Source organism: Streptomyces sp. V4I8 (assembly GCF_041261225.1).
Lineage (GTDB): Bacteria > Actinomycetota > Actinomycetes > Streptomycetales > Streptomycetaceae > Streptomyces.
Genome location: NZ_JBGCCN010000001.1, coordinates 5671225 through 5682962, shown reverse-complemented (window position 1 = coordinate 5682962; position 11738 = coordinate 5671225). Strand labels below are relative to the sequence as shown.

Here is an 11738-nt window from a genome sequence, read left to right as displayed (position 1 = left end):
TCACAACGGTCGCCGCAACCACCTGTGGCCGTTCCGTTGCCCACGGGACGATCCCGTGTCAGTCGGGTGTCAGTCGAGGCTCCGTGCCTGCTTGCGCGTCGGCTGTGCGGGGACCGTCGCCGTGAGCGGTGCGACGGTGGGCGGGGTGGTGCGGGACGTGCCTTCGAAGCGGCTGGGGAAGGGGTACTTGCGGTCCAGGAAGGCGCGGATGGCGGCCTGGGCCGCGTGCCTGGCCGCGGGGGCCGTGTCCACGTCGTTGAGGCAGAAGAAGTCGACGTCCTCGCCGGCCGCGAGGCGGGCCAGGCGCCGGGGCATGTCCGGGGTGCCCAGCTGGACGTAGCGGAAGCGGTAGTCGGCGGGGACCGCCCGGCCGGTGGCGATCGCCCAGTGGTGGTGGAGCGTGGAGGTCGGAGCGACGTCGGAGGTGGCGCGGAAGCGGGAGTAGGAGGTCCGCTCCAGTTCCGCTATGCCCAGGCTCTCCATCTCCCGCATGACCGACAGGAGTTGGGGGTGCGGGGTGTGCAGGGACTTGTGCGTGACGTGTCTGCCGTGGAAGCGCATGATCACCTCGCGGGCGTTCTTGCCGGCGGAGTTCGGGGCCGGTTCGAGGGGGTGCGGGGCGCCGACTCCGAGTTTCAGCGGGGAGAGCGGGATGCGGGCTATGCCGTTGCCGTGGAAGAAGTGCTCGGCGCGGACCGGGCGGTTGATGAAGACGTCGTCGTTGAAGTAGAGGTAGTGCTCCGACAGGCCCGGGATGTGGTGCAGGCGGCTCTCTATCGCGTGCGAGTTGAAGACGGGGAGCGCGTCGGCCGGGAGGATGTCCCGGTGGTCGATCACCGTCAGGCCCTCGGCGGCGGGGTCCAGCCAGGCGGGGAGCTGGGAGTCGGTCACCAGGTAGACGTGCCGGACGAAACCGGCGTACATCTCCAGTGAGCGCAGCGCGTACCGCAGTTCGTCGTGGCTGGTGTAGCGGGAGGCGCCGGTCTCGCGCGCGGCGATGACGTCTCCGGAGAGCTCCTGATGGGCCCGGCGCTTGACGGCCATCGCCCGGTCGTCGCCGTCGACCCAGGTGTACACGGCGTCGACGGGGAAGCGGACCTCGTCGAGGCCCGGCTCGGCGAACGGGGCGAACGTGGGCACCGCGCGGTGGCGGCGGGCCAGCGTGACCGGCTGCCGTGCCGCGACGGGGAGCACCTCGGACACGGGGTTGCGGCGCGGGGCGACGAGCGCCGGGCCGAAGACGTCCGGGAGCCGGCTGCCGGGCACCGTGAGCCAGGACGGGTCCGCGCCGGGGGCGGTGCCCAGGTCCCGGCCGTACCGCCAGAACTCGATGTCGCACCCGGTGTCGAGCCCGGTGAGCACCTGCCCCACGGGGCCGAGGCGCACCACTCCGGTGCGCAGGACCGCGGCCCGCTTCAGCGCCCGCGGCAGCTTCCCGTCGGCCCACAGGACCGCGCTGGTCACGGCGCCGTCCCGGCCGACGGCGGCGACGTATCCGGCGGTGCCGGCGAAGCGCTGGGCGGCCCGGGACAGGACCGTGTCGCGGTACGCCTCCTCGACGCCGACGATCCGCCGCGGCGCACCGGGCCCGTGGTCGTCGGGGACCAGGAAGTACGGCACACCGAGCCCCTCCAGCAGGGTGCAAACGCGCTCCAGATCGGCCTCGACGGCGTCCACCGCGGTGTAACAGGCGACCGTACGGCCGTACAGCCGCGTCGGTCCGAAGGTGATCCGGCGCAGCCCGGGGACGGCGGCCCGCAGACGCCGTCGGGACCGGGTGGCGCGCAGCGCCCAGAGTGCGGCCGACAGCCAGAGCCGCAGGCGTACCAGAAGGTCGCGGGCCACTCTCGTGCCCGTGCGCCCCGCGAAGCGGTGACGGATGTTCGTGCCCCCACGGATGTCCATGCCCCCCGGCCCCCGTCAGTCCTGCTTCTCGAAGGGGCTCGCGAAGGGGAAGTAGTCCTCCAGGAACTCGTTCATGCGGACGCCGACCCGCTCCCGTTCGTCCGGCTGCATATCGACGTCGTTCAGGCAGAAGAAGTCGAAACGGCGGTTGCGGCGCAGATCGGCCAGGCGCGACTCGGCGTCCAGGCGGCTGATGTTCACGTACCGGAAGCTGTACTTCCCGGGCACGCCGCGGCCGGTCATCAGCGCGTACTGGTAGAGCAGCGGGGCCGTCATGGCGATGTCCTGCGGCGAGCGGAAGCGGGACGCCGTGGTGCGGGCGATGTCCTCCGGGAAGAGTTCTTCCAGGGCGCGCAGGGTCTCGGCCCGCTGCGGCAGCGGGGTGTGCATGAAGTTGTTCGTCGTCATCCGCCCGAACTTCTCCAGCAGCAGCCGGCGGACGTTCTTGCTCGCGGAGTTGGTGGCGGTCTCCTCGGCGTGCGGTTTGCCGACGCCTATCTTGAGCGGGGAGACCGGGATCTTCATCAGGCCGCTGCCGTGGAAGAAGTGCTCGGCGGTGACCCGGCGGCCGACGAACACGTCGTCGTTGAAGTAGAGGTAGTGCTCGGAGAGGCCCGGGATGTGGTGCAGCCGGGTCTCGATCGCGTGGGAGTTGAACACCGGCAGGACGTCCGGCGGGAAGATGTCGTGGTGGTCGACGACCGTGATCCCCTCAGCCCGGTCGTCGAGCCAGTGCGGCTTCTGGCCGTCGGTGACGATGTAGATGTGCCGGACGAAGTCGGCGTACATCACGAGCGAGCGCAGTGAGTACTTCAGCTCGTCATGGCTGGTGTAGCGGGAGGCGTTGGTCTCCTTGTCGAGGATCTCGGTGATCCCCCGCTCCTGGTACCGGGCCCGCTTGGCCCGCATCGCCGGTTCCTCGCCGTCCACCCAGGTGTAGACGACGTCGACGGGGAAGGTCACGTCGTGCACGGTGGGCAGGGTGAGCGGGGCGAACGTCGGCAGCTCGCGGTCGCCCACGCGCACCGTGGCCGGCGTCTGCTCGGGCGCCGGCAGTACGTCGGTGATGCCGTTGTTCCGGGGCGCGACGAGGGACTCGGCGAAGATGTCCTCGGAGGCCTGCGGCTGCACCTTGGCCAGGCGCCGGGGCCCGTCCGCCGAGGCGAGGAGCTGTGCCCCGTCCTCCCAGAACTCCACGTCACAGGCGAGTTCCGGGCCGGCGAGCAGCTGGCCCGCGGGCCCGAGGTGGTTCTCCCCGATCCGCAGGACCGGCACCGTACGCAGCCGGGCGGGCAGTACGCCGTCCAGGAACGTCGCCGGGTACTTGAGCTGTCCGCCGGGCAGCGGTCTGCCGATGAACACCGCCGTCCCCGCGTACCGCGCCTCCAGGGCGGCGAGGAGACGCTCCCGGTCGACGGCGTTCACACCGACCGTGTGGCGGGTGCGCGCGGCCGGGACCACGAAGTAGGGGATGCCTTCGCTCTCCAGCGCGGCGACGACCAGGCCGAGGTTGGCCGCGGCCGCCTCGGCGGCGCTGAACCGGGTCACCACCCGGCCGTAGAGCTGCTGGCCACGGACCGCCACCGGGCGGAGCACCGGGTCGGTGACCGCTGCCCTGCGACGGCGCCGCAGGGTGCGCAGCTGCCACACCTTCTCGGAGGCCTTCCGCTCCACTCGCGGACGCATCCGCCGGGCAAAGGAACGCACGGTCACGTTCTGAGCTCCTCTTCACGAACCCCTACACATCACTGCGTTAGCCAGACAGGCGTGTGCGACGGAAGGTTGTAGAAAGGTTCACCGAGATTTAATGAGCGGAGGGGGCGTACGGGCGCCCCACCACGGCTGGGCGTGGTAGGGCGGCGCAAGCGGAGCGATGGGGTGAAGGTCCGGGTGGACCTTCACCCCATCGACTGGGAAGGGATGGATCACTCGACGGTCTCGGCGACCGGGGCGTCGTCGGCCGGGACGTCATCTACCGGGGCGTCGTCAGCCGGAACCTCATCGACCGTTCCGTCCTCGGTGGTCGTGTCGTCCTCCGTGGTGGTGTCGTCCTCCGTGGTGGTGTCATCCTCGGTGGTCGTTCCGTCCTCGGTGGTCGTGTCGTCCTCCGTGGTCGTGTCGTCCTCCGTGGTGGTGTCATCCTCCGTGGTCGTGTCATCCTCCGTGGTCGTGTCGTCCTCGGTGGTGGTGTCATCCTCCGTGGTCGTGTCGTCCTCGGTGGTCGTGTCGTCCTCCGTGGTCGTGTCGTCCTCCGTGGTCGTGTCGTCCTCCGTGGTCGTGTCGTCCTTCTTCTCCTCTTCCTCCTTCTTCTTCTCTTCCTCGTCCTTCTTCTTCTCCTCTTCCTCCTTCTTCTTCTCCTCCTCGTCCTTCTTCTTCTCCTCCTCGTCCTTCTTCTTGTCCATCTCCTCGACCTTGTCCTCGTCCTTGAATTGGTCGCTGTTGTTGATGTTGATGTTGATGATGTTGATGTTGATGTTGTTCTGGACGAAGAAGTTGGCCTTGCTGTAGCTATCGACGAAGTAGCGCGGCTTGCCATGCTTCATCGCGTAGAAGCACTCGTAGTCGTAGTCCCAGTGGAACTTGATTTCCTTCCACCAGCACGAGTACTTCTCGTCCTTGTCCGCCTTGAAGTGGTCCTTGTAGTACTCCTTGTCCCAGCAGTAGTGCTTCCCCTTGTCCTTCTTCTTGTCCTTCTTGTCCTTCTTGCCCTTCCCCTTTTGGTCGAAGGTCTTGGTCACTCCGGAGTCGGGCATCGTGGACGCCGATGCCGTGCCGGCCGGGAGGACAAGGGCGCCGCCGACGGCCACGGCCGACGCGGTCAGGGTGGCCAGGACCAGCGCTCGCGTGCTGCCGACGCCGTCTCGCTTGCGGGTGATGCGGTTCATGGTTTTCTCCTCGTGAATTGAAAGGCGCTTTTCACGCCCCGGAGCCTCGGTCTCTTTGCGGTGTTCCCGGTGAGGCCCGCACTTCAATGAAGCCGGAATTCCGGGCGCCGGTCACGCTCCGAAGACTCGGGACTTGACAGAGGAGGAAAGGGTGCGTACAAGGGGCCGCCAGGGCGAGGCCAGGCTGTCGAAACAGCGGTGAAGGGCGGCGAGCACCACACCCGGTTCGGTTTCTGGGCGGGCCCACCAGACCGGTGGTGACGTCGTCACGTCGGCGCTGCTCGGCACCGACAGCTTCGAGTTCGGTACGACCGCGCTGATGATGCGCACAAGCTCAGCCGTTCACGCCTCTGTGCCCGCTCGTTCGTTCACACCTTGTCGCGCTTTGCCATGCAGGCGTGCGGCCCGACCTCGGCGATCGAACTCGACGACGCGGACGGACGCCGCGTCGCCGTCCTCACCCGGTTCGGGGTCGTCGGGGAGGACGTCCACGCGGCGTGGGAGCACCTCGCGGCGTTGCTGTCCGATGCCTGGGTCGTGTCGTTCGTGTCGTTCGTGTCGTTCCGCATGGCGGCCTCGCTGACCGCGTCGTCCGGCACCGGTCCCTCCCCTCGTGGGGACCGGTGCCGAACGGCGGGGAGGAGTCGATCCGTGCCGTCCCGCGTCGGCGGGTCAGTGCGGATCGAGCTGGACCGGGGCGGCGCAGAGTCCGGTTGGCTGTTTGGGACGGAGGTCCTGCGGAAGGTGTCCGAGAACATGCGGCGCCATGAGTGGTCTCTTCGGGCTCTGGGCTGGTGGCCTGCCTGGGTGACGCGCTAGGGATGCGCACTTGCGTCGTGATCCTGCCAGTCGAAGGGTGCTCGCGAGGAGCGTCCGGTCTCCGAACGCCGCCTTCACCGCAGGTCAGCCGTATAAAGTGAGTTTTCCGGTCCGGATGTCCAGGTGCGGCGGAGTAAGGAGTGGAGGCCTTGAGTTCCGACTCGGCGGCACGCACAGCCTTCGCGGAACGACTCGCGCTGCTCTACAAGGAGGCCGGCAACCCGCCCCTCAAGAGCGTGTCCGAGGCGGTCGTACGGCTCCAGCGGGTCGACGAGCGGGGGCGGCCCGTACGGGTGTCCGCCCAGCGGATCAGTGACTGGCGTCGGGCGAGGAACGTGCCCGCCCAGTTCGCCGCGCTGTCGGCCGTCCTGCACGTCCTGATTCCGCAGGCGCGGCGCGCGCGGCCCGCGCCCGTCTCCGCCGGACTGTACGACCTGGGCCAGTGGCAGCGCCTGTGGGAGCGGGCCACGTCCGGGGAAGAGGAGGAGCAGACTCCGGCGGTCGAGGCCCCTGCCGTGGCCGGCGGGGTGTGTCCGTACCGGGGGCTGGCCTCGTACCGGCAGCAGGACGCCCGGTGGTTCTTCGGCCGGGAGCGGAGTACCGAGGCCCTGGTCGCCCAGCTGCGTGCCGTGGAGAAGACCGGCGGGCTGGTCATGCTCGTCGGCGCCTCGGGGGCCGGGAAGTCCTCCCTGTTGAACGCCGGCCTCGTGCCCGCGCTGCAGAACGGCGTGCTGGGCGGCGAGAAGGGCGGTCCGGCCGGCGCGGTGGTGCAGCTCGTGCCGGGGGCCGATCCGCTCGGCGAGCTGACCCGTCGTATCCCGGAACTCGCGGACGTCGTCTCCTCCTCGGACGAGTCGCCGGACGCGGGCGGCCCGGAGGGCTCGGCCGGCCTGGAAGGGGCGTACGAGCCCGGTGCCGACCAGCGGTCCTCGGACTTCGCGGACGCCACCCGCGCCGCCGTCCTCGCCTGGGCCCGGCGCGAAGCCTCCTCCGCCGGCCCCGGCCGCACTTCCGGAACCCCCGCCTCCCCCACCTCGCCCGCCGCCCCCGCCTCGCCTGCCGTCCTCATCGTCGACCAGTTCGAGGAGACCTTCACCCTCTGCCCCGACGAGGCCGACCGCCGTACCTTCGTCCAACTCCTGCACGCCGCCTGCACCCCCGGCGCCCCCGGCGACCTCCCGCCCGTCCTCGTCGTCCTCGGCATCCGGGCCGACTTCTACGAGCAGTGCCTGGCCCACCCCGAGCTGGCCGACGCGCTGCAGCACCGGCACATGGTGCTCGGGCCGCTGACGACCCCGGAGTTGCGGGAGGCGGTGACCGGGCCGGCCAAGGCCGTGGGGCTGGAGCTGGAGCCGGGGCTGGCGGAGCTGATCGTGCGGGAGGTGAGTGCCGACGGGCCGCGCGGGACACATGACGCGGGGGTGCTGCCGCTGCTGTCGCACGCGCTGCTCGCCACCTGGCAGCGGCGCAAGGCGGGACGGCTGACGCTGGCCGGGTACCGCGCGGCCGGGGGGATCCAGGGCGCCGTCGCCGCCACCGCCGAGCGTGCCTGGTCCGGGCTCGACCCGGCGGCACGCACGGCCGCCCGCCTGCTGCTGCTCAGGCTGGTCCGTCTCGGCGAGGACACCCAGGCGACCCGGCGACGCGGGACGCGGCGGCAGCTGGCGGCGGAGTCGACGGATCCCGGCAAGACGGAGGAGTCGCTCGAGGCGCTGGTGCGGGCCCGGCTGGTCACGCTGGACGCGGAGACCGTGGAGATCACGCACGAGGCGCTGCTCCATGCCTGGCCGCGGCTGCGGGACTGGATCGACGAGGACCGGCAGGACCATCTGCTGCGCCAGCGGCTGGAGGAGGACGGCCGGGCCTGGGAGGGCTCCAACCGTGACTCGTCGCTGCTGTACCGGGGTTCGCGGCTGGAGCAGGCCCACGGCTGGGCGCGGTCCGCCGGTGACACCTTCCTGACCCGGAGCGCGGTGGAGTTCCTGGCCGCCTCGGTCAGGCTGCGCCGGCGTACGGTCTGGATCATGCGGAGCGCGGTCGCGGCGCTGGTCGCGCTGGCGATGCTGGCCGTCGGCGCGGCGGTGGTCGCCTGGCAGCAGCGGGACGACGCCGTGTTCGCGCAGGTGCTCGCCGAGGCCGACCGGTTCCAGTACACCGACCCCTCGCTGTCCGCCCAGCTCGACCTGGTGGCTCACCGGCTGCGTCCGGACGACGAGGACACCACCAGCCGGCTGATCTCGATCGTGAACGCCCCGCTGGCCACGCCCCTGCGCGGCCACACCGGCGCCGTCTACCTCACCACGTTCAGCCCGGACGGAAAGCTCCTGGCCACCGCCAGCTACGACCGGACCGTCCGGCTGTGGGACGTGTCCGACCAGGAGCGGCCCCGGCCGCTGGGCAAGCCCCTGACCGGGCACACCAGTTGGGTGAGCAGCGCTGTCTTCAGCCCGGACGGCCACACCCTCGCCAGTGCCGGCGACGACGGCACGGTCCGGCTGTGGGACGTACGGGATCCGAGCCGGCCGCGTCCGCTGGGCGCGCCCCTCACCGGCCACGAGGGCACGATCTATCTGATCGCCTTCAGCCCGGACGGCCGTACGCTCGCCTCGGTCAGCGAGGACCGGACCGTGCGGCTCTGGAACGTGGCGGATCCGGAGCGGCCCGCGGCACTGGCCACGCTGACCGGGGCCGGGGCCGCCGTGCGGTCCGTGGCGTTCAGTCCGGACGGCGACAGGCTGGCGGCCGGGGGCGACGACAAGACGATCCGGCTGTGGGACGTCTCCGAACCGGACCGGCCGAAGGCGCTGTCCACGCTGACCGGGCACACCGGCCTGGTCCACTCCGTCGCCTTCGGCCCGGACGGCCGCACCCTCGCCAGCGGCGGCGCGGACGACACGATCCGGCTGTGGGACGTCTCCGACCCGCGCCACGGCACCCAGCTCGGCGCCCCGCTCACCGGGCACACCGGCCCCATCTGGTCGGTGGCCTTCAACCCCGACGGCACCATGCTCGCCGCCGCCAGCGCGGACAGCACCGCGAGTCTGTGGAACGTCAGGGATCCGGCGTATCCCTCACAGGTCGGCGAGCCCCTCGCGGGCGCCAGCGGGGAGATGTACGCGCTCGGGTTCAGCCCCGACGGCCGGACGCTCGCCACGGGCAGCGGCGACAGCAGGGTGCGGCTGTGGTCGATACCGACGGCGGACATGATCGGCGGCAACGGGGCGTTCCGCCCGGACGGCAAGGTGCTCGCCACGGCCGCGCGCGACGGACGGATCCGGCTGTGGGACGTACGGCATCCCGCCCGGCCGGTGGCGCTGAGCAAGCCGTTCCTACCCGGGGACACCGGCCAGCGCTCCCAGGTGTTCTCCCCCGACGGCAACACGCTCGCGGTGACGACGGGCGAGCAGAGCGTGCGCCTGTGGAACGTCAGCGACCCGGCGCACCCGGTGTCCTACGACTCCCCCATCCTGCTGAACACCCGGTTCATGGGCCCCGACGCGCTGGCGTACAGCCCGGACGGGCGCACGCTGGCCACCGCCTGGGACGACCGCACCATCCGGCTGTGGAACGTCAGCGACCCCGCCCATGTCGTGCCGCTCGGACCGCCCGTCACCGGGCACACCGGCTACATCAACTCCCTCGCCTTCAGCCCGGACGGCCGCACCCTCGCCAGCGGCAGCGCGGACGCCACCATCCGGCTGTGGAAGGTGACCGACCCCCGCCGTCCCACCCCGCTCGGCGCCACGCTCACCGGTCACACCGGGCCGGTCAACGCGCTCGCCTACAGCCCGGACGGCCATACGCTGGCCAGCGGCAGCGACGACGACACCGTACGGCTGTGGGACGTGACCGAGCCCCGCCACGCGGCCCCGCTGGGCTCGCCTCTCACCGGTCACACCGAGGCCGTCGTGTCGCTGACGTTCAACACGGGCGGGCGCTATCTGGCAAGCGGCGGCAACGACAACACCGTACGGCTGTGGAACGTCTCCGACCCGTCCGACGCCTCCGCCGTCGGCCAGGCGATGAGCCCCAACGCCAAGACGGGCAACTTCCTGTCGTTCAGCCCGGCGAGCCATATGCTCGGCGTCTCCAGCGGCACGGACACCATCCGGCTGTGGAACCTGGACGTCGACCAGGCCATCCGCCGCGTCTGCGCGACGACGCAGGGCGTGCTGACCCGGGAGAAGTGGCAGGAGTACCTGCCCCGGCTGTCGTACGAGCCGCCGTGCGCGAAGTAGGCCCACACGGCCCGTGACGGGGCCAGGACGTTGTGGCACGACAGGGGTTCGATGGACAGCGGTTTCCGTGATCCCGATCACAACCCCTCCTCGCAGCGGATCAGGCGGCTCCCGTGAGGCAGGCAGCCTTGTTACTCTGGGTGCAGCCCGATCGCTGGTGCATCCCCCGTCGCCAGCGATCGGGCCTTCGCATGTCTGCGACGCCGGGGGCGGGCCCCTCCCCGACCGGCGCGCCCTCGTGAGGAGTCGTACGCTGATCGTGTCTGACCCCGGACAACGGGCCGGTGACCGCCAGTGCCGAAGGCGTACGAAGTGATCACGGACGCACCGCGCCGCACGCGCGGTGCGCTCCTCCGCGACAACCACCGGCACCAGTGGGAGAAGGACCGGGCCCGCCGTCCGCTCACCACGCGGGCCGCGACCGGTGCCACGGAGCACGAGACCGGCCTTCAGGTGCGGGACCTCGTCTTCCACGCGCGCTATCGGGAGGTCGCCGCTCCCCGTGAACTCGCGGACGTCTTCGGCGTACCGGCCGGGATCCTCCTGCTGGAGCGCACCTACCGAACGCGGTGCGCCGCCGAGAGCGCCCCGTTCAGCCTGGTGACGTCCTATCTGGTCCGCGACATGATCGCCGCCAACCCCGACCTGCTGGACGACGCCAACGAGCCCTGGCCGGGCGGCACCCAGAACCAGCTCTACACGGTCGGCATCGAGGTCGGCCGGGTCGAGGAACGGGTCACCGCACGGCCGCCGACGCGGCGCGAGGCCCGGGAGCTGGGTCTGCCGCCGGGGACGTCGGTGCTCCTGCTGCGCAAGACGTCGTACGACGTCACCGACCGTGTCGTGGACCTCTCCGAGGTCACGCTGCCCGGCGACCGTGCCGAGCTGCTCTTCACCACATCCCTGGAAAGGTGGTGAGCCCGGCCGTGCCCCGGCGCCTCATCGTCGTCACCGCTGTCCACGGCCCGTCGGCGATGTTCCTGCCCGAGGCCCACAAGTCGCTGTGCGCGCAGGAGTTGCCCGCCGGCTGGGAGTGGCACTGGGTGATCCAGGAGGACGGGCAGACCGGCGAGGTCGGCCCGTACGTCCCCGACGACGCGCGGGTGACCTTCCGTCAGGGCCGCTCCGGGGGCCCGGGTGTGGCCCGCACCATCGCGCTCGCGCACACCGAGGGCGAGTACGCGAAGATCCTGGATGCCGACGACCAGCTCACGCCGGGCGCGCTCGCCCGCGATCTGGCCGCCCTGGAGGCCGACCGCGCCATCGGCTGGACGACCTCCCGGGTCCTGGACCTCCTGCCGGACGGCTCGACGGCCGGTTTCCCCGGCGACCCCGACGAAGGGCCGATCGAGCGGGGCGCCGTACTCGACTTCTGGGCGGGGAACGACTTCCGCGCCCAGGTCCACCCGGCGACGCTGTGCGTACGCCGGGACCTCCTGCTCGCACTCGGCGGCTGGATGGCCCTCCCGGCCTCGGAGGACACGGGCCTGCTGCTGGCGCTCAACTCCGTGAGCCGGGGCTGGTTCTCGGCCGAGGTCGGGCTCCTCTACCGGAAGTGGGAGGGCCAGGCGACGGGACAGGCCTCACATGTCGACCCGGCCGAGCGGGCGGCGCGGATGGCGGTGGTGGAGGCGAGGGCCCGGGCGCTGACCTCGTTCGAGTGGCGGTATCCGCCCGCTACTCGGTGAGGGCGATGGCCTGGGAGGGACACTTCTCGGCCGCCTCCCGCACTCGCGGGTCGCCGCCGCTGTCCTCCCGGCCCGGGCGCACCACCCCGTAGTCGTCCACGAACTCGAAGACCGACGGAGCCCTGTGCGCGCACTCCCCGGAGCCGTAACAGAGGTTCGGGTCGATGGAGACGTTCATCCGTGCTCCCGTCATACGCACTCCC

8 protein-coding genes are annotated in these 11738 nt (G+C 71.2%); 4 read left to right on the top strand and 4 right to left on the bottom strand.

Annotated features, from left to right (window positions below):
• Positions 1-69: 69 nt before the first annotated feature.
• The 3 genes from ABIE67_RS25855 to ABIE67_RS25845 all read right to left on the bottom strand — a co-directional run bounded on the left by ABIE67_RS25855 (position 70) and on the right by ABIE67_RS25845 (position 4790).
• A complete protein-coding gene (locus ABIE67_RS25855) occupies positions 70-1905 on the bottom strand; it encodes a stealth conserved region 3 domain-containing protein (protein ID WP_370261819.1) in 1836 nt (611 codons plus the stop codon).
• Between the two features lie 15 nt (positions 1906-1920).
• The gene (locus ABIE67_RS25850) at positions 1921-3618 is read right to left on the bottom strand and encodes a stealth family protein (RefSeq protein WP_370261817.1); all 1698 of its coding nucleotides are present in this window, start codon (positions 3616-3618) and stop codon (positions 1921-1923) included.
• Positions 3619-3830: 212 nt separating this feature from the next.
• Positions 3831-4790 carry a hypothetical protein gene (locus ABIE67_RS25845; RefSeq protein WP_370261815.1) on the bottom strand — a complete coding sequence of 320 codons (960 nt, stop codon included), beginning with the start codon at positions 4788-4790 and terminating at the stop codon, positions 3831-3833.
• Positions 4791-5165: 375 nt separating this feature from the next.
• Here ABIE67_RS25845 and ABIE67_RS25840 point away from each other — a divergent pair, with 375 nt between their 5' ends.
• From ABIE67_RS25840 to ABIE67_RS25825, 4 genes are all read left to right on the top strand, one after another.
• Complete coding sequence (locus tag ABIE67_RS25840) at positions 5166-5609, top strand: hypothetical protein (RefSeq protein WP_370261813.1); 444 nt, start codon at positions 5166-5168, stop codon at positions 5607-5609.
• Positions 5610-5749: 140 nt separating this feature from the next.
• Entirely contained in the window at positions 5750-9847 is a 4098-nt protein-coding gene (locus tag ABIE67_RS25835; protein ID WP_370261810.1) for an AAA family ATPase, read from the top strand.
• A 294-nt stretch (positions 9848-10141) separates the two neighbouring features.
• A complete protein-coding gene (locus tag ABIE67_RS25830) occupies positions 10142-10765 on the top strand; it encodes a UTRA domain-containing protein (protein WP_370261806.1) in 624 nt (207 codons plus the stop codon).
• A complete protein-coding gene (locus tag ABIE67_RS25825) occupies positions 10762-11535 on the top strand; it encodes a glycosyltransferase family 2 protein (protein ID WP_370261802.1) in 774 nt (257 codons plus the stop codon). Before ABIE67_RS25830 ends, ABIE67_RS25825 begins: the two co-directional genes overlap by 4 nt.
• Here ABIE67_RS25825 and ABIE67_RS25820 read toward each other — a convergent pair.
• Positions 11525-11713, bottom strand: a complete 189-nt coding sequence (locus tag ABIE67_RS25820; protein ID WP_370268931.1) for a ferredoxin — start codon at positions 11711-11713, stop codon at positions 11525-11527. The two genes, ABIE67_RS25825 and ABIE67_RS25820, sit on opposite strands and share 11 nt — an antisense overlap.
• Between the last annotated feature and the right edge of the window lie 25 nt (positions 11714-11738).

What these genes read in the sequence shown, in the direction of transcription:
- ABIE67_RS25820 (WP_370268931.1), bottom strand. Translation starts at nt 11,713, where the DNA reads ATGAACGTCTCCATCGACCCGAACCTCTGTTACGGCTCCGGGGAGTGC.
- ABIE67_RS25855 (WP_370261819.1), bottom strand. Translation starts at nt 1,905, where the DNA reads ATGGACATCCGTGGGGGCACGAACATCCGTCACCGCTTCGCGGGGCGC.
- ABIE67_RS25845 (WP_370261815.1), bottom strand. Translation starts at nt 4,790, where the DNA reads ATGAACCGCATCACCCGCAAGCGAGACGGCGTCGGCAGCACGCGAGCG.